19 protein-coding genes are annotated in these 18,049 nt (G+C 57.4%); 8 read left to right on the top strand and 11 right to left on the bottom strand.

Annotation, left to right across the window (positions count from 1 at the left end; genetic code table 11):
• Positions 1-54: 54 nt before the first annotated feature.
• On the bottom strand, positions 55-777 hold the full coding sequence (locus tag GPS82_RS08075; RefSeq protein ID WP_296493135.1) for a hypothetical protein: 723 nt from the start codon (positions 775-777) through the stop codon (positions 55-57).
• Between the two features lie 68 nt (positions 778-845).
• Between GPS82_RS08075 and glgC the strand changes: the two genes are divergently transcribed.
• Positions 846-2,156 (top strand): glucose-1-phosphate adenylyltransferase, encoded by a 1,311-nt coding sequence (gene glgC, locus GPS82_RS08080; protein ID WP_296493136.1) that lies wholly within the window; start codon positions 846-848, stop codon positions 2,154-2,156.
• Positions 2,157-2,174: 18 nt separating this feature from the next.
• Here the strand turns inward: glgC and GPS82_RS08085 are convergent, their stop codons facing one another.
• From GPS82_RS08085 to GPS82_RS08110, 6 genes are all read right to left on the bottom strand, one after another.
• Positions 2,175-3,368 carry a glycosyltransferase gene (locus tag GPS82_RS08085; RefSeq protein WP_296493137.1) on the bottom strand — a complete coding sequence of 398 codons (1,194 nt, stop codon included), beginning with the start codon at positions 3,366-3,368 and terminating at the stop codon, positions 2,175-2,177.
• A 4-nt stretch (positions 3,369-3,372) separates the two neighbouring features.
• Entirely contained in the window at positions 3,373-3,741 is a 369-nt protein-coding gene (locus GPS82_RS08090) for a diacylglycerol kinase (RefSeq protein ID WP_296493141.1), read from the bottom strand.
• A 10-nt stretch (positions 3,742-3,751) separates the two neighbouring features.
• Positions 3,752-4,531: a UDP-2,3-diacylglucosamine diphosphatase gene (locus GPS82_RS08095; RefSeq protein WP_296493142.1), complete on the bottom strand. Its 780-nt coding sequence runs from the start codon at positions 4,529-4,531 to the stop codon at positions 3,752-3,754.
• 117 nt (positions 4,532-4,648) lie between these two features.
• A complete protein-coding gene (locus GPS82_RS08100) occupies positions 4,649-5,098 on the bottom strand; it encodes a hypothetical protein (RefSeq protein ID WP_296493146.1) in 450 nt (149 codons plus the stop codon).
• Positions 5,099-5,114: 16 nt separating this feature from the next.
• Positions 5,115-6,464, bottom strand: a complete 1,350-nt coding sequence (locus GPS82_RS08105; protein WP_296493149.1) for an aspartate aminotransferase family protein — start codon at positions 6,462-6,464, stop codon at positions 5,115-5,117.
• Complete coding sequence (locus GPS82_RS08110) at positions 6,461-7,159, bottom strand: FCD domain-containing protein (RefSeq protein ID WP_296493150.1); 699 nt, start codon at positions 7,157-7,159, stop codon at positions 6,461-6,463. Before GPS82_RS08110 ends, GPS82_RS08105 begins: the two co-directional genes overlap by 4 nt.
• A 180-nt stretch (positions 7,160-7,339) precedes the next feature.
• Between GPS82_RS08110 and GPS82_RS08115 the strand changes: the two genes are divergently transcribed.
• The 7 genes from GPS82_RS08115 to GPS82_RS08145 are packed head-to-tail and all read left to right on the top strand — an operon-like array spanning position 7,340 to position 15,225.
• Positions 7,340-8,371 (top strand): putative 2-aminoethylphosphonate ABC transporter substrate-binding protein, encoded by a 1,032-nt coding sequence (locus GPS82_RS08115; protein WP_296493152.1) that lies wholly within the window; start codon positions 7,340-7,342, stop codon positions 8,369-8,371.
• A 25-nt stretch (positions 8,372-8,396) separates the two neighbouring features.
• The gene (locus GPS82_RS08120; protein ID WP_296493154.1) at positions 8,397-9,476 is read left to right on the top strand and encodes a putative 2-aminoethylphosphonate ABC transporter ATP-binding protein; all 1,080 of its coding nucleotides are present in this window, start codon (positions 8,397-8,399) and stop codon (positions 9,474-9,476) included.
• The gene (locus tag GPS82_RS08125) at positions 9,473-11,176 is read left to right on the top strand and encodes a putative 2-aminoethylphosphonate ABC transporter permease subunit (RefSeq protein WP_296493155.1); all 1,704 of its coding nucleotides are present in this window, start codon (positions 9,473-9,475) and stop codon (positions 11,174-11,176) included. The genes GPS82_RS08120 and GPS82_RS08125 overlap by 4 nt, the downstream gene beginning before the upstream one ends.
• Positions 11,177-11,190: 14 nt before the next feature.
• Positions 11,191-12,309 carry a 2-aminoethylphosphonate--pyruvate transaminase gene (locus tag GPS82_RS08130; RefSeq protein WP_296493158.1) on the top strand — a complete coding sequence of 373 codons (1,119 nt, stop codon included), beginning with the start codon at positions 11,191-11,193 and terminating at the stop codon, positions 12,307-12,309.
• Positions 12,310-12,324: 15 nt separating this feature from the next.
• On the top strand, positions 12,325-13,554 hold the full coding sequence (locus tag GPS82_RS08135; protein ID WP_296493161.1) for an FAD-dependent oxidoreductase: 1,230 nt from the start codon (positions 12,325-12,327) through the stop codon (positions 13,552-13,554).
• 28 nt (positions 13,555-13,582) lie between these two features.
• Positions 13,583-14,395, top strand: a complete 813-nt coding sequence (gene phnX / locus GPS82_RS08140; RefSeq protein WP_296493163.1) for a phosphonoacetaldehyde hydrolase — start codon at positions 13,583-13,585, stop codon at positions 14,393-14,395.
• A complete protein-coding gene (locus tag GPS82_RS08145) occupies positions 14,392-15,225 on the top strand; it encodes an NUDIX domain-containing protein (RefSeq protein WP_296493166.1) in 834 nt (277 codons plus the stop codon). Before phnX ends, GPS82_RS08145 begins: the two co-directional genes overlap by 4 nt.
• A 263-nt stretch (positions 15,226-15,488) precedes the next feature.
• On the opposite strand, the gene GPS82_RS08150 is transcribed toward GPS82_RS08145, so the two are convergent.
• The 4 genes from GPS82_RS08150 to pstA all read right to left on the bottom strand — a co-directional run.
• Positions 15,489-15,671, bottom strand: a complete 183-nt coding sequence (locus GPS82_RS08150) for a hypothetical protein (RefSeq protein ID WP_296493167.1) — start codon at positions 15,669-15,671, stop codon at positions 15,489-15,491.
• Between the two features lie 20 nt (positions 15,672-15,691).
• Positions 15,692-16,393 (bottom strand): phosphate signaling complex protein PhoU, encoded by a 702-nt coding sequence (phoU, locus tag GPS82_RS08155; RefSeq protein ID WP_296493170.1) that lies wholly within the window; start codon positions 16,391-16,393, stop codon positions 15,692-15,694.
• Positions 16,394-16,408: 15 nt separating this feature from the next.
• Entirely contained in the window at positions 16,409-17,215 is an 807-nt protein-coding gene (pstB, locus tag GPS82_RS08160; RefSeq protein WP_296493173.1) for a phosphate ABC transporter ATP-binding protein PstB, read from the bottom strand.
• Positions 17,216-17,242: 27 nt separating this feature from the next.
• The coding region (gene pstA, locus GPS82_RS08165; RefSeq protein WP_296493176.1) for a phosphate ABC transporter permease PstA at positions 17,243-18,049 on the bottom strand (807 nt) is incomplete at its 5' end.

The following is an 18,049-nucleotide window of genomic DNA, read 5'->3' on the forward strand; positions in this document are numbered from 1 at the left end:
ACGAGTGAGTGCAAGCCGCCTCGGTACGGGTCAAGGCCAGGGCGTTGCGTCTTGTCAGTCCTTTGCTGGCCGACCGGTCTTGATGGCCGGAACGGCCTTTGTGACCTTCAGGAAATTGGCATCGGACATGCTGGCCAGGGCCAGGATGCCAGCGCGAATCAGTTCGCTCTTCTTGATCGAAGTTCCCAGCTTGACGCCGCGGTGCTTCAACTCTTCCAGCTTGAGGTATTCCAGCTTCGGGATGGTGAAACTGTCACGCACCAGCTTTGGCTTTTTGGCCTTCAGAAGTTTTGTTTCAGCTGGCTTTGCAGCCGCAGTGGCAGCTGTCTTGGGCTGCGCTTTCACGGTAGTTTTCACAGCGGGGGTGGCTGCCACTGTTGGCGTAATGCTCGCGACCGGTTTGACCGCCGCCCTAGGTGCTGCCTTTTTAGCGGCCGGCTTGACAGCGGCCTTGACCGCTGGCTTGGCCACAGGCGTGGCAATGACCACTACCTTTTTGGTGGGTGTTCTGGGCGCTCTCTTGGCCACTGCCTTGGCTGCGGCAGGGGCGGGCGCGGCGGGAACTGATGGCGCTGGCGCTGCGCTGCTGGCGCTTGGCTTGTCGGCCGGAGCTGTGGTGGGCTCGGTGGCCGCGTCTGCTTGCATGGTTGTTGTCATGGTGAGTTCTCCTTGAGTTAAACGAGGCATATAGTTTATACCGTTTAAAGAGAATTGGTCAATACCGTCAGCGTGCGTCACGAAATTGTCATTGCCGCCTGCCAAACTGAGCTTGCTCATGGCGTCAGGAACCCGCAGGCGGGCAAGGCGGCCACCATGGGCCACGACAACCAGAGGGGACAACACGCATGACCACCGAGCAAGCGCTGGACGACAGCGCCGAGTTCTATCGCAATCCACGTTACATCAGTGAGTTGACGCGCAACACCTTTGCCATGGTGCTGGCGGGCGGGCGAGGCAGTCGCTTGCAGGGCCTGACCGACTGGCGCGCCAAGCCGGCTGTGCCCTTCGGGGGCAAATTTCGCATCATTGATTTCACACTGTCGAACTGTGTCAACTCGGGTGTGCGGCGCATCGGTGTGGCGACCCAATACAAATCCCAAAGCCTGATACGGCACCTGCACCTGGCCTGGAGCTTTCTGGACGGCCGCATGGGTGAATTCATCGAAATCATGCCGGCCCAGCAACAGGTGGACGAGTGCTTCTGGTACCGGGGCACGGCCGACGCGGTGTTCCAGAATTTACGTGAAATTGGTCGCGCCAAAACGGACTATGTCTTGGTGCTGTCGGGGGATCACATTTATCGCATGGATTACGGGCGCCTGCTGGCGGCGCATGTTGAGCGCGAGGCCGACCTGACCGTGGCTTGCGTTCAGGTGCCGCTGCAGGAGGCAAGCAGCTTTGGCGTGATGGCGGTTGACGCTGATCACCGCATTCAGGCTTTTGACGAGAAACCCACCCATCCGCAAGCCATGCCTGGCAATCCGGAAGTGGCGCTGGCAAGCATGGGCATCTATGTGTTCAACAAGCGATTTCTGTGCGAGCAACTGCAGCGTGATGCCGACGACCCGACCTCCAGCCACGATTTTGGCAAAGACGTGATTCCACACTGTGTGCGGCTTTACCGCAGCTACGCCCACAATTTTGCCGATGTTCGTGTCGGCTCCGATGACAATCCCTCTTACTGGCGCGATGTCGGCACGCTCGATGCCTACTGGGCAGCCAATATGGACCTGCTGCACGTCTCGCCGCAGCTCAACCTGTATGACGAAACTTGGCCCATCTGGACCTGGCAGCCCCAGGTGCCACCCGCAAAATTTGTGCATGACGATGATGACCGACGTGGCCTTGCGGTCGATTCACTGGTGGCAGGTGGCGCCATCATCAGTGGTGCCACGGTTCGGCGCACCATGCTTTTTTACGGCGTGCATGTGCACAGCCATGCGCTGGTCGAGGACTCCATCGTGCTGCCCAAGGTGGTCGTCGGGCGCGACTGTCAACTCAAAAAATGCATCATCGACCGTGGCTGTCGTATTCCCGATGGAACCCAGATCGGCTTGGATCCGGCCGAGGATCGCAAGCGTTTTCATGTCACAGCGTCTGGCGTCACGTTGGTGACCCAGATGATGCTGGGTCAGGATGTCAACTTTCCTCGTTGACCATTTTTCCCTGTACGCTCACCAGGCAAGGCCGTAATCACCGGACTTGGGTGGTGCTGTTGGAAACTTGAGGACACCGTCGTAGAAAGTCAGCATCCGCTTTGCCTGCTTGCTGGCTGACCATTCGTGGGCATATTCCAGACCTGAATTTCCAAGGTCTCTGCGCTCCTCATCATCACGCAACATCGTGACAACCTTGCCGGAAAAGTCCGTCAGCTCCTCTTGCGCAATCCACACGCCCATGCCTTCGCGCAACACGTCGCGGGTCCCCAACTCTGCAATGGAAACCACCGGTACACCTTGTGCCATGGCTTCGAGCAACACCAAACCCTGCGTTTCTGTGCGCGATGAAAATACAAACACATCGGCGGCCCGGTAGCAACTGTTCAAGTCTGTGTGCCGATCCAGGTAGCCTACGAACAAGACGTTCTCGGTGATCCGCAGGTCCTTGACCTTTTGCTCCAGACTTTTCAACGCCGGGCCTTCCCCCGCGATGACGAAGAGAATGTCAGAAATGTCATGACGAATCCGATCAACGACCTGCAGCAGGAAGCCGATATTTTTTTCATGGGCAACACGACCGACAAACAACATGACAGGCCGGTCTTGTGGAATGTTGTGTTGAGCCCGAAACGCTGCGCGGTCACCCAAGACAAAACTTGCCGGTTCGATCCCGGTCGGGATGACCTCGGTTGGGGTCGTGATGCCATAGCTCTGCAACACCTTGAGCATAGGCTTCGATGGAACGATCATGCCATCGAGGCTATTGCCCTGATGTCGGGAAAAGCGCGTGGCAATAAAACGCGTCAGGTTTTTAGGGACGAAAGGGATGTAGTGGTGGAGATACTCTTCAAAGAATGTGTGGTAAGTTTCGACGCAAGGTATGCCCAACATCCGGGACAACTTGACCCCCAGATAGTGCGCCACGAAGGGCGTTTGGATGTGGATGAGGTCGTAGTTCTCGCGGCGGATTTTCTCAAACTGATTCATCACCCACTTGAAGCTCATCAACCTGTCTTCCGGGTCGAAAGGGATCCGACGCGAAGGCACGCGCATGATGTCGGTTTCATCGGGACCCAGCGCTCCGTAGTCGGGCGCGATCACATGAACGACGTGCCCCAGCACGCGCAGGTTGCGGTGGTAGGTCTCCATGGAGGTTGAAACGCCATTGATCCGCGGAAAATAGACATCGGAAATAAATAGAATTTTCATGAAGTCAGTTCAATAAGACCAATGCCCAAACCGTGACGAGGTTCAGCAGGCAGATCAGGACCGATGCGCTGCCAATATCCTTGGCGCGCTTGGCAAGCCGGTGATCATCAAGGGAAATGCGGTCGACGGTGGCCTCGATGGCCGAGTTGAGCAACTCAACGATGAGCACCAAAAAAACACAGGAAATCATCAGCGCGCGGCCCAACCATTGGCTTTCGAGCCAGAACGCAAGGGGTATCAGAACGATGGCGAGCATCACCTCCTGGCGAAAGGCGTCTTCATGGCGAAAAGCTTCACGCAAGCCGGCACAGGAGTAACCGAACGCATTGACCAGGCGCTTGAGGCCAGTTTTTCCTTTGTAGGGACTTTCCATGGATTTGTTCTCAAATGTTTGCTGTTGGCACTACGCTGACTTTGGGCGTTGCACTTCTTAAAATCAACTCCATACGGCCATCCATGTGTTCGACGATGGCGGTACAACTGTCCACCCAGTCACCACAATTGATGTATTGCAAACCATCAATTTCCTTGATCATTGGCCAATGGATATGCCCACAGATGGCACCATCCAGACCCCGCTCGCGCACATGGCGAATCACGGAATCTTCAAAGTTGAAAATGAAACTGACCGCGGTTTTTACTTTGCGCTTGGCGTAACCGGCCAGTGACCAATAGCCAGGAATTTTGAGCGTTCGCCTGAGCCAGGAGAAATAGATATTCACACTGACCAAAAAGTCGTAAGCTTTATCGCCCAACAGGGCAATCCATTTGTGATGGCGTGTAACCTGGTCAAACTCATCGCCGTGCAACAATAAATAGCGTCGGCCATCTGCAGCCGTATGAATGTAGTCTTGCTCCACCATGATGTCGCCAAATGAGACACCGATGTATTCCCGTATGGCCTCGTCATGGTTGCCGGGAATGAAAATGACCTTCTCGCCATGACGCGCACGGCGAAGCATTTTTTGGACGAATGTATTTTGTGCTGGCGACCAATGCACACCGCCGCGGTTCATGGCCCACAGGTCAACAATGTCGCCGAGCAAAAAGACATATTCGGCAGAATATTCCTTTAAAAAATCCAGCAGATGGTGGGCTTGGCAGGCCTTGGTGCCGAGGTGTATGTCAGACAGGAAGATCGAACGGACTTGCAGCACGGTCATGTTGCAGCATGCCCTGTGACAGCAGAAAAACAGCTTTTGAGCCCGTTTCGATTTGCGATCTTTTCTGATTTTTCCATGCGCATAGCTTCGCATGGCAACAAGTCATTTTCATGAAGCTTATTTGTCAGTTTGATTAAAAATACCGCTCCAGCCGGTGGTTGCAACGCGCAGTTTTTTTGGCCCAAGTTGTGTCAGCGTAAACTTGCCACCATTGCCCAAGGCAGATCGCAAAAGCCACCCGGCCGCTGGTCCAAACTGAATTTGCTCACTGGTAAACCTGATTTCCAGATCAACATCTGTTTTGCAAACGACACCAGCGCTCTGTGCCCAAAGACCGTGGCGGGTTTTGATGAACTCCACAGACAGCGCGCCGTTCTTGTCAAGAATAGACAGCATCAATGGCTTCCCGTCATCCATGGTGGTTTCCTCCCATTTCAGAGGAAACGTCTGATCGCCAAGCAAGGTTTTCAGTTCGGTGATCGTGGCAGCGCAGCGTTGTGAATCTCGCGCGTGGCTGCTCAGCGGCAGAAGGACAGCCAAAAGCAGCAGTGAAAAAAGTTTGAACATGAAAAATATCTGCTGATCAAGAGTTCGTTTCTGCCCGAAGCGCTGTCTCGATGCAGCCGAGTGCCCACCACAGGTCGTCTTCCAGAATATTCAGCGGCGGTGCCAGAACCAACACATTGCCCTGACCAATTTTGAACGAAAGGCCCGCTGACAGGCAACGATAAAGAACGGCTTCTGCGACATCTGCGGCCGCACGCTCGCCATGGTCGCGCAATTCAATGGCCAGCAACAGACCAAGGCCGCGAACCTCTGCAATGACGGGACATTCGGCTGCCAGTTGTTGGAGTTGCTGCAGTGATGCCGCCCCAAGACTGCGGCTGCGCGCCAGCAGTCCTTCTTCTTCAATCACCTCCAGAACGGCCAGCCCTGCCGCGCAGGCCACCGGATTTTTTTCGTGGGTGTAATGACCCAGCGAGATATGCTGGGCCACATCAAACCTGGCATGGGTGATCAGCGCTGCCAGCGGCATGCTGCCGCCTCCCAAGCCTTTGCCGATGACCAGCATGTCGGGCTCGATGCCATAGTGCTCAATGGCGAACAAGGTGCCGGTTCTGCCTAGGGCAATGGGAATTTCGTCCAGGATCAGCAAGGCGCCGTGTCGCGTGCAGATGTCTCGCAACCGTCGGTAATATTCAGGGGGTGGAATCTGCACGTCAGTGCAGCGCACAGTCTCGACAATCACCGCCGCCACATCGCCTTCTTTTTTCAGGCAATAGTCAATGTAGTCCACGCAGCGCAGGGCACACTGCCCGCCGCAGCCAAATGCACACTGGCCGGGGTCACAAGGCGGCACATGCTCAGCGCCAGGCAGCAAGGGGCCAATGCCTTTGCGAAAAACAGCCTCGCCGCCAACTGAAATGGCGTCCAGCGAGGCGCCATGAAAAGAGTCCCACATCGACAGGGTCTTGAAGCGCCCCGTGACCACGCGCGCCAATTTGAGGGCCATGCCAATGGCGGCCGTGCCACCCGGTGCAAACAACAGCTTGGCCTCGTCGATGGGCGCCGCCGTACATAAGCGGCGTGCCAGTTCGATGGCGGGTCGGTTGGTGTAGCGGCGTGGACTGAAGGGCAACTCTGCCAACGTGCGGTGCATGGCGGCCATCACCTTCGGGTGCCCGTAACCCACCTGATGCAAGCTGTTGCCATGAAAGTCCAGAATTCGCCGGCCAGCGGTGTCTGTCAGCCACGCGCCTTGCGCCGCCGTCAAGGCGTTGAGGCAAGGGGTGGACATCGATTGGTGCAGAAACCAGCGGGCATCCTCAGCCAATAGTTCTCGCGTGTTGTCATCGAGTTCCTGGTTCTGCCAGACCCGGCGACGGTCCCCCAGGTTGACATCGCCCTCAGATCGGTCAAATTCTTCGTTCATGACGACATCCCGGCCAAATTACCATCCTGTAGCATGCGCAGACGCCCGCCCTGCGCGTGTGCAAACAGCGCATCTGCGCAACCGCTGGCATTTCCGGCTTCCAGCAGATCGACGATGGCACTGTGCTCCTCGGCAAATCTGGGAATGGCCCTGGGCGCCAACAGGTTGCGTTTTCTAAAGAGTGTGAGCTGCTTGACGAGCTTGCCGTAAGTGTCTGTCAAGCTGTCGTTGCCCACCATGCTCACGATCTGGTCATGAAAGGCCAGGTTCATGACGTGGAATCTTTCGATCTCATGGGCGCCGACCGCAAGCATGCTCTCAGTCAAAGCCCTCAGGCTGGCCAATTGCGCCACAGTGATGCGTGTGGCCAGCAGGCGCCCGGCGGTGGCGTCCAGGCCGGCGCGCACGTCGTAAATATCGGCGGCTTCCTCCAACTCGATCACCCGCACAAACGCGCCACGATTTTTTTCCTGGCGGATCAGGCCTGATTCTTCGAGCGTTCGAAAGGCTTCGCGCAGCGGCCCCCGGGAGACGCGCAAGCGCTCGGCCAAGGCTACTTCGTTGAGTTTGGCGCCCGGTGCGAGTTCACCAGACAAGATGAACTTCTCGACCGAATCCGCCACCAGCCGCGTCAAAGACGTGCTCTGAACCAGATGCAAAGGGTCGTCGGTCGGGCTGATTGAAAGTTGTGACATGCGGATTTGCGGCAGTAAAGCGCGGAGTTTAATGCCTGCGTTGGGTTTGTAGATTGTCAACAATTTGTCACAAACGGTCCCTAAACTAGGCGTTCACGTCGCTGTAACCAACGCAATCGTGCATCGAACTCAGGCTGGTTGCTTCGACATGTTTTCTCCATTTCATCAAGGAAGATCCATATGAATTTGAAACGATTGGCCTCATGTCTTGCCGTCGCAAGCCTTACATTGGCTGCTGCATTTCCCGCCCTGGCACAAAAGGCCGTATTGAACGTTTACACGGCACTTGAAACCGATCAGCTCAAGGCCTATCAGGAGTCTTTCAACAAGACCAACCCGGACATCGAGCTCAAATGGACCCGCGACTCGACAGGCATCATCACTGCCAAACTGTTGGCAGAAAAGAACAAGCCCGTGGCTGATGTCATCATGGGTGTTGCGGTCTCGAGCATGGTGGTCTTTGAGCGCGAAAACATGTTGCAGGCCTATGCCCCCGCCAATCTGAAAGCCATCAATCCGCGTTTTCGGGCTAAAGCCAATCCACCCACCTGGGTTGGCATGGATGTCTGGGGTGCTGCCATTTGTTACAACGTGACAGAAATGCTCAAGCAGGGTCTGCCGCGCATTGAAAGCTGGAAAGACCTGCTGAAGCCGGAATTCAAAGGCAAGATCGTCATGCCGAACCCCAACTCCTCGGGCACCGGTTTTCTGGACGTCACGGCCTGGTTACAGATGTTTGGCGAAAAGGGCGGTTGGGACTACATGGACAAACTGCATGAGAACGTGGCCGTTTACACCCACTCAGGCTCCAAGCCCTGCGTGATGGCTGGTGCCGGTGAGTTCCCGGTCGGTATTTCTTTTGAGTACCGCGCCAACACGGTCCGGGCCAGGGGTGCTCCGATCGACATCATTTTCCCCAAAGAGGGTTTGGGCTGGGACATTGAGGCCACCGCCATTGTTAACGGCACGCCAAATCTTGCAGCGGCCAGAAAACTGGCAGACTGGACCGCCTCGCTCGAGGCCAACCAACTGTATGCCAAGAACTTTGCGGTGGTGGCCATTCCCGGTATTGCCACGCGCCTGAAGTATGTGCCCAATGACTACGAACAGCGTTTGGTCAAGAACGACTTTGAATGGATGGGCAAAAACCGCGATGCAATTCTGGCCGAATGGCAAAAGCGTTATTCGACCAAGTCGGAACCAAAAAGGTAACAAGCGCTACCGCGCTTGAGCTGTCATGGCACATCTGGAAATTCACCAACTGACCAAGCGCTACGGCAGCTTTGTGGCGCTCGATCAAGTTGAGCTGGCCATTGAGCACGGTGAGTTTGTGGTGTTGCTTGGCCCCTCCGGTTGCGGTAAAACGACGCTCCTGCGCGCTGTGGCTGGTCTGGAGTTGCAGGACAGTGGCCAGGTTGTGCACGCCGGGCGTGACATCTCCAGACTGCCCCCCGGGCGGCGCGATTACGGCATTGTGTTTCAGTCTTATGCGCTTTTCCCTAACCTGAGCGTGGGCGACAACGTGGCCTACGGGCTAAGCAGCCAAAAGGGTGATCGCAAAGTGGGTCGGCAAGGTATCACGCATCGTGTTGCCGAAATGCTGGAACTGGTTGGCTTGCCCGGCACTGAGAGCAAGTTTCCAGCGCAGTTGTCTGGTGGGCAGCAGCAGCGCATTGCGCTGGCGCGCGCCTTGGCCACATCGCCCGACTTGCTTTTGCTCGATGAGCCACTGTCTGCGCTCGATGCGATCGAGCGGGTGCGGCTTCGGTCTGAAATCCGGAGCCTCCAGACACGACTGGGGGTGACCACCATCATGGTCACCCACGATCAGGAGGAAGCGCTGGCCATGGCCGACCGTATCGTGGTCATGAAGAACGGTCGAATTCAGCAGGTCGGCAAGCCGCAGGAAATTTACCGCTCGCCAGGCAACGACTTTGTTGCAGACTTCATCGGTCGCGGCAACTTGATCGACGCGTGCCCGGTGGGCGTGCAACATGTTCGCGCTGGTGACCTGATGCTGCGGTGTGGCGTCACCATCGATCAAACCCGCAACCACCGTTTTTATGTCCGGCCAGAGGACATCCGTCTGTACAACATTCTGGATGAGTGCGAAAACAGCTTTACGGCACAGGTTCTGAAATACGAGTTTCTGGGGCCTTATGCACTGGTGACGCTGGACGCCAAGTCGGGCCAGAGCCGCCCCTTGGTGGCACAGTTTTCCAGCAACTATCTGGATGGCCGTCCTATTCATGCAGGCTCCACCGTGCGCGTTGGAATTCCTGCTGAGCACCTGCGCCCCATGCCCGTGACCGCATGACACAGGTTGCATCTGTAGCGCCTGCCCGACGCGGCGGCAGCCGCTGGGCTGATCATCTGCCTGTATGGCTGTTGAGTGTGGCCGCTCTGGTCTTGTGCGTCTTTTTGTTGCTGCCCATTGGTACCTTGCTGGTCGAAAGTTTTCAGGACGATCTGGGTCAATTCAGCTTGATCCGTTTCCGTGAATTTGCCGCAACAAGGGGCATGTTGACCGCGGTCTGGAACACGCTGTGGGTGGCCGCTGTGGTGACTCTGATCACGGTGCCGCTCGCTTTCTTGTATGCCTACGCCGTTCAGCGCGCCTGCATTCCCCTGACCGGTCTGTGGCGCATCGTCGGCTTGTCTGCCTTGCTCGGTCCCTCTCTGGTGGGTGCCATTTCCTTCATTCAGTGGTTTGGCACGCAGGGTGTGTTGAAGTCCTGGCTTGGCGACAATTCGGTCTATGGTCCCATCGGCATCATCCTGGCAACGGTGTATGCCAGTTTTCCGCACGCCCTCATGATCCTGGTGGTGGCTTTGGCGACAGCGGACGGGCGTTTGTTCGAGGCGGCAGATGCCTTGTCGGCGTCGCGCTGGCGAAAATTCCGAACAGTCACGCTTCCCGGCGCACGTTACGGCCTGATCAGCGCGGCCCTGGTCGTGTTCTCCTACTCGGTCAGTGAATTCGGCATTCCCAAAGTGATTGGCGGCAATTTCCAGGTGCTGGCGGTGGAAATATATGTGCAAGTGGTAGGCCAGCAAAATTTTGGTCGGGGCGCTGTGGTGGCCCTTTTGCTGCTGGTCCCCGTGCTGGTGGCTTTTGTGGTGGACTGGCAGGTCCAGCGCAAGCAGCAAGCCAGTTTGACGGCGCGCGCTGTGCCCTACCGACCCAAGCCGGACTGGCGGCGTGACTGGCCTTTGCTGCTTTACTGTGGGCTGATGGCCATTGCCATGCTCGGGGTAATTGGTATGGCGGCCTACACCTCCCTGGTCAGCTTCTGGCCCTACAACCTGGAACTGTCGTTCAAGCATTACACCTTCGGCCTGGCGGAAGCCGGCGTGCTGGACGCCTACCTGAACAGCTTGAAGATATCTCTGCTGACCGCAGCCGTGGGCACACCCTTCATTTTCATAACCGCTTATTTGGTGGAAAAAACTCAAGGCGGCCCGGGCTGGCTGCGCCCGGTTTTGCAGGCCATGACTGCGCTGCCCATGGGGGTGCCGGGTTTGGTGTTGGGCATTGGTTATATTCTGTTTTTTAACCACCCAGACAATCCGCTCAATGATCTGTATCGCACCCTGACCATCATCGTGGTAGCCAACATCGTGCACTACTACACCTCTTGTCACTTGACGGCGCTCACGTCGCTTAAAAGCATTGATCGTGAATTCGAGGCGGTTTCAGCCTCGCTCAAGGTGCCACAGTACATGACCTTTTGGCGTGTCACCTTGCCGGTTTGCCTGCCCGCCGTGCTGGACATTTCCCGCTACCTCTTCATCAACGCCATGACCACTATCTCGGCCGTGGTATTTTTGTACTCACCGCAAACACTGCCTGCCTCGGTGTCCATCCTCAACCTGGATGAGGCGGGTGAACTCGGGCCTGCCGCTGCGATGGCAACGCTGATCGTGCTGACCTGTCTTGTCGTCAGCGTGCTGTATGCCATCGCCGGTCATTTTCTGTTGCGCCGGCATCAGGCCTGGCGCCAATTCAAACGATGAAAATAGAAAAAATTATGCACACCATTGATCGCGACCCCTTGTTGCTGACACCTGGCCCCCTGACCACTTCCCTGCGCACCAAACAGGCCATGCTGCATGACTGGGGCTCGTGGGATGCCGCCTTCAACGGCATGACCGCTGAAGTTTGCAGTCAGCTTGTGGCCATCGCTCATGCGGAAGACACCCATGTTTGTGTGCCTTTGCAAGGCTCAGGCACGTTCTCTGTGGAAGCCACGCTGGGCACGCTGGTCCCACCTGGTGGCAAGGTGCTGGTGCCCAACAACGGCGCCTACTGCGCGCGCATTTTGAAAATCCTCAGCTACCTGGGGCGGGAAGCAGTTGAACTCCCCTTTGCCGAGGACCAGCCGGCCGACCCACAAGTCATTGAGGCTGCATTGGTGGCCGACCCGGGCATCACGCATGTCGCGCAAGTCCATTGCGAAACAGGTACCGGCATTTTGAACCCCTTGGCCGATATTGCCAGGGTGGTGGCCGGCCAGGGTCGCGGTCTGATCATCGACGCCATGAGCTCCTTTGCGGCCATTGATATCGATGCGCGCACGATGCCGTTTGACGCGCTGATAGCCGCGTCCGGCAAATGCCTCGAAGGGGTGCCTGGCATGGGCTTTTCGATCATTCGGAAATCCAGTCTGAAAGCCAGCGCCGGCAATTGCCACTCCCTGGCCATGGATCTGTATGACCAGTGGGCCTACATGCAAAAAACCAGCCAATGGCGTTTTACACCACCCACCCATGTGGTGGTGGCATTGCGTGAGGCGCTGGCACAGTTTCATGAAGAAGGCGGACAGGCCGCCCGTGGTGGCCGTTATGCGGCGAACTGTGCTGCCCTGATCGACGGCATGCGTGGCATTGGATTGACGCCATTTTTACTGCCCGCTGTCCAGTCAAACATCATTGTTACCTTTCACGCCCCAGCGCATCCAGAGTACAACTTCAACACTTTTTACCAGGGCGTGCGTGACCGGGGATTCATCCTTTACCCCGGCAAACTGACCCAGGTCGAAACATTCAGGGTGGGCTGTATTGGTGCACTGACACCCATGGACATGCGTCATGTGGTGCAGGCTGTGGCCGACACACTGTATGACATGGGTGTGCTGGTTGTGGCTTGACAACGGTTGAACGACGTGACGCAACAGCGGGACATTGTTGTCATTGGCGGCGGAATTTTTGGCGCAGCCATTGCCTGGGCGCTGGGACGTCGCGGACTTGGTCAACGCGTGCTTGTGCTTGAGCGTGGGCAACCGGCGGGCGCTGCCACCAGCCGCGCAGCCGCACTGGTAACGGTAGCGCGCGATGATCCTTCGCTGATTGCCCTGGCAAAAGAAACCTTTTCTGCCATGGCTGTGCTGGAAAACGAGTTTGGCGAAGACATTGGCCGTCACAACGTGGGTGCCTTGCATGTCGGGTCAGCCGGTCATGGCGATGCACTCAAGGCACGCGCCCGGCATTGCGCCAGTCACGGCATTGCAAGCCACTGGCTTGACAAGCCGCAGGCCTTGGCACGTGCGCCCTGGCTGGCGCCAGAGTCATTTGAGCTGGCTGCCTTTTATCCAGACGAATGTTTTGTTGAACCCTATCTGTTGTCCAGCGCCTATCTGCGCACGGCCGTGCAGATGGGTGCAAAAATGCGCCTTACCTCTGATGTGCAGGCCATCAGACACGAGGATGGCGCAGTCACTGGCGTCACGCTGACCGACGGCACACATCTACCCGCGAGCATCGTCATCAACGCCGCTGGCGCCTGGGCCAACTTGCTCAGCACCGGTGTGGGCTTGCCATTGCCGATGGCGCCTGTGCGCAGTCAGTATTGGATTACCGAGCTTGCTACCCAGTTTCCTCGGGATGGCGCCATCGTGTTCATACCGGAAATTCGCGCCTACGCCAGGCCCGAGTTGGGTGCCTTGCTGTTTGGCGTGCGCGAACAGCATCCAGCAGTGGTTGACCCCCGCCAGTTGCCGCAAGACCTGACCGGGTTTGTCTTCGACCTGGAGGATGCTGACGGCTGGAAAAACCTGGCCGAAGGTGCCCAGTCGCTGGCCGCTTTTTTCCCGGCGATCAACACCCTGGGTATGGCGCAGTACATCACCGGGCCCAGCAACTACACACCCGACGGCCAGTTGATCATTGGTGCCAGCCACGCCATTTCCGGCCTGTTCGTAGCCACTGGCTGCAACGGCTCAGGCATCACGTTTTCTGGCGGGGTGGGCCGGCTTGTGGCTGAACTCATTTGCGGTGCGCCTGCCTTCGTCGCACCAGATGCATTTGATCCACAGCGCTACGGTGCGTTCAACCCTTACGCTGCAGACTTTCTCGCCTCCTGCGCTCACGCGCGGGCAATGAAATCTTCCGGTTGAACACCGGGCAACTTTGGAGTTAACACCCATGCACCCACACATTGAAGCCGTCATTTTTGACTGGGCCGGGACGATCGTTGATTTTGGTTCTTTTGCGCCGACACAGATCTTTGTTGACGCCTTCAAACAGGCTTTTGACTTCGATCTTTCGCTGGCTGAAGCCCGCGGCCCGATGGGGCTGGGCAAATGGCAACATATCGAGGCTCTGGGCAATGACCCCGTCATCGGTCAACGCTGGCAGGAAAAATTTGGTCAGCCGATGCGTCCCGCTGATATTGATCACATCTATCAGACCTTTCTGCCACTGCAGGTGGAAAGGGTAGGCGCCCACGCTGACCTGATTCCTGGCGCGCTGGCAACGGTTGAGAACTTGCGCGCGGGGGGCATCAAGATTGGCTCGACCACGGGCTATCCGCGCCAGGTCATGACCAGGTTGATCGCTGTGGCCACTACCAAGGGCTACTCTCCAGACTGCACGCTGTGTGCTGATGACCTGGCCGCAGGTGCGCGCCCGGGGCCGTGGATGGCTTTGCAATGCGTGCTGGATCTCAAAATCAACAGTGTCGCCCACTGTATCAAGGTGGACGACACGCTGCCAGGCATTGCCGAAGGCCTTAACGCCGGGATGTGGGCCGTCGGGGTGGCGCTCTCAGGCAGCCCGGCTGGATTGACACTTGCAGAGTACCAGGCGGCATCCGCTGATCAACTTGAAACCATTCGGTCCAGGGTGAGTGCAGAATTCAAGGCTGCAGGCGCCCATTACGTCATCGACAGCGTTGCTGATTTGCTGCCTGTTCTAGAGAAAATCAACGCGCGTCTGATGCTCGGAGAGCGCCCGTGACAAGATCAGGCAAGGTGATGACGCAAAGCACTTTCAACCCGCTTTGGTTGGACAGCTTGCAGGCCGGTGCCAACCGCCCGCCCTTGCACCCAAGACAGGACTTGTTGCTCAATGGGCAGCGGATCGGCTCCGTTGAGCCTGGTCTTTTTGCGCGAATTGTTCCAGGTGGCTTCAGCCTGAAAATGGAGACATTCGCGCTGGAGCGCAAACCCGATGCCTGTTGGCATATCACCGGGGAGGGCACAGAGGCCCTGGCTTACATCGCTGAAGTGTGTCGCGCAGAGAACATTGGCTGCGTACGTGAGCAGTGGCGTGACGAATTGCTTGCGATTTTCAGTCAGGAAAACCGGCAAATTGCGGTCTTTGAGCGTGGCGTCGCGCGCCTGCTGGGCATCACGACGCGCGCAGTTCATTTGGTGGGCACCACACCAACTGGCCAGATCTGGGTTCAGCAGCGCTCACCTGCCAAGGCGATTGATCCCGGTCTTTGGGACACACTGGTAGGGGGTCTGGTGCCTGCCTCTGACAACCTGACAACAGCGCTGGTGCGCGAAGCCTGGGAAGAAGCCGGGCTCAAGCTCGATAAAGTTCAACAACTGCACGCCGGTGGCCACCTGCTGGTGCAGCACCCAAATGCCCGGGACGGCGGCATTGGCTACGTGGTGGAGAAGATCGACTGGTTCGCTGGCGTGATTCCCGACGGCATCACGCCCGTCAATCAAGACGGGGAAGTCTCTCAGTTTGCCTTGTTAGAACCGTTGAAACTCAAGGTACAACTGGAAAGCAACGTGTTCACGCTGGATGCGTCGTTGATTCTGTCACGCCACTGAAACGCTGGCACAACACAATGTTGTCACTGGATTACTCCAACCAATGCCCCTTCCAAACTTTATGTACATCGACGAATCGACAAAAATTTCTGCCTCCGGGCTTCGTTATCTGGTCAAGGAAAATGGCACGTCATTTCAACCGGCTGGAGCGCCAGGGGAAACCCGGAGCTGCATCAAGTGCGGCAAACATAAGGCGCGCAGCAAGGGCAGCATTCAACGGTATTTGAACGCCTTGATGTTTTTTTGCTTCGACTGCCGTCCCGTCAAAAAGGTGCAGTGAGGGCAAGTGTGTTGCGGCGCGGATGGCTCGAGGCCTGCGCGGCGACTGCAACGGGGTGCTGATGCGCACCCCCCATCAGCCCGAACTGGCCATTGGTTCGGTTGATGAAAGCGACGTCACTAACCTCTTCGGTCAGTTGAACGATTTCCGGCTCGTCTTCCGCCATCAGGCCTGAGTGCGTGTTCCTCAGTTGATGCCTGATTCAATCTTTTCCCGGCTGACGTGGCGGATGTCCTCACCCTTGGCCACATAGATGACAAATTCTGCGATGTTCTTCGAATGGTCGCCAACACGCTCAATCGCCTTGGCCACAAACAGCAAATCCAGGCTGGGGGAAATCATCCTTGGGTCTTCCATCATGTAAGTGATGAGTTTGCGCACAAAGCCGTCGAACTCCTGGTCAATCTGGTCGTCTTCCTTGAGGATGGCCAGCGCCGCGGTGGTGTCCAGCCGGGCAAAGGCATCCAGTGCTTTTCTCAACAAGCCGGAAGCCAGGTCAGCTGCCACCCGAAGCTCCAGTGAAGGCAAAGAGCGGGGCGCGCCGCTGCTGATGATGGACTGCACCATGCGCCCGATTTTCTCGGCCTCGTCGCCCACCCGCTCCAGGTTGGCGGTGGTTTTGGACAGGGCAATCAGCAGACGCAAGTCGCGCGCCGTTGGTTGACGCAAGGCGATGATGCTGGAGATCTCGCGGTCGATGTCCACTTCCATCGCATTGACCCTGGCCTCGGTTGCCATCACCTGGCTGGCGGCTTCACCGCTGAATTGCGCCAGGGCGTAAATGGCCTGGCGGATTTGCGACTCAACCAGCCCACCCAACTCCATGACCAGTGCAGAAACCGACGAAAGGCTGGCATCGAACTGTGAGGACAGATGTTTGTCTGACATGGTTCTTCCTTCTGATCAGCCGAAACGGCCGGTGATGTAGTCCTCGGTCTCCTGGCGGTTTGGCTTCAAGAAGATTTGCTCGGTGGCGCCGAATTCGATCAGTTCACCCAGATACATGTAGGCGGTGTAGTCGCTGCAGCGGGCAGCCTGCTGCATGTTGTGCGTGACGATGGCAATCGTGTACTCGCTCTTGAGCTCATGCACCAGTTCCTCCACCTTGCCGGTGGAAATCGGGTCAAGTGCCGAGGTCGGCTCGTCGAGCAACAGCACAGAAGGCTTCACCGCCACGCTTCGCGCGATGCACAGGCGTTGCTGCTGGCCGCCCGAAAGACTCATGCCGTTCTGGCCGAGCTTGTCCTTCACCTCGTTCCATAGCGCGGCCTTGGACAGCGCCCATTCCACGCGCTCGTCCATATCGCTCTTGCTCAGGTTTTCGTAGAGCTTCACGCCGAAGGCGATGTTGTCGTAGATCGTCATGGGGAAAGGCGTGGGCTTCTGGAACACCATGCCAATGCGGGCGCGCAGCAGGTTCAAGTCCTGCTTGGCGTCCAGGATATTTTGACCGTAGAAAGTGATTTCGCCCTCGGCGTGCTGGCCGGGGTACAGGCTGTACATGCGATTCAAGGTGCGCAGCAGGGTCGACTTGCCGCAGCCCGAGGGGCCAATGAAAGCGGTCACCTTGCGTTCTTCAATGTCCAGGTTGACACCTTTGAGGCCTTGGAATTTACCGTAAAAGAAGTCAAGGTTGCGCACTTCCAGCGCATTTTTCTTGGGCGCGTCTGTCGTTGGAGAAGGGGCTGGTGCAAGAGCAGTAACGTTCATGGTGATGTCCAGAGTCGAAGAGGGATGTCAGGCGCGAACTTTTTCGCGGAAGAAAATGCGGGCCAGGATGTTGAGCGCCAGCACGGCCAGGGTGATCAGCAGCGCACCGCCCCAGGCCAGGTCAATCCAGTTGTCGTAGGGGCTCATTGCAAACTGGAAGATCACCACCGGCAAGTTGGCCATGGGCGCGTTCATGTTGGTGCTGAAGAACTGGTTATTGAGCGCGGTAAACAGCAGGGGCGCCGTCTCGCCGCTGATGCGCGCCACGGCCAGCAGCACGCCGGTAATCACGCCGCTTTTGGCGGCACGCAGCGAGACCATGGTGGAGACTTTCCAGCGTGGCGCGCCCAGCGCAAAAGCCGCTTCACGCAAACTGCCGGGCACCAGGCGCAACATGTTTTCAGTGGTACGCATGACCACGGGAATCGCGATCAGCGAAAGCGCCAGACTGCCCGCGTAACCAGAAAAGTTGCCCACTGTGGCCACGGCGATGGCGTACACAAACAGGCCCAGCACGATGCTTGGTGCCGAGAGCATGATGTCGGTCACAAAACGGGTGAACTCGGCGGTCTTGCTGGTGTCGCCGTATTCGGTGAGGTAAATGCCAGCCAGGATGCCGATGGGTGTGGACACCACCACCGACAGGCCCACGATCATCAGGCTACCGACGATCGCGTTGCGCAAACCGCCGCCCTCGGAGCCGGGGGCAGGTGTGTCTTGCGTGAACAAGCTGAGCTCCAGGGCTGCGATGCCGTTGGAAAACAGCACAAAAAGGATCCAGAGCAGTGCGATAAGGCCAAGGGTCATGGCGGCCATCGAAAGCGTCAGACCAAT

Origin of the sequence: Rhodoferax sp. (assembly GCF_011391645.1) — a bacterium.
Lineage (GTDB): Bacteria > Pseudomonadota > Gammaproteobacteria > Burkholderiales > Burkholderiaceae_C > Rhodoferax.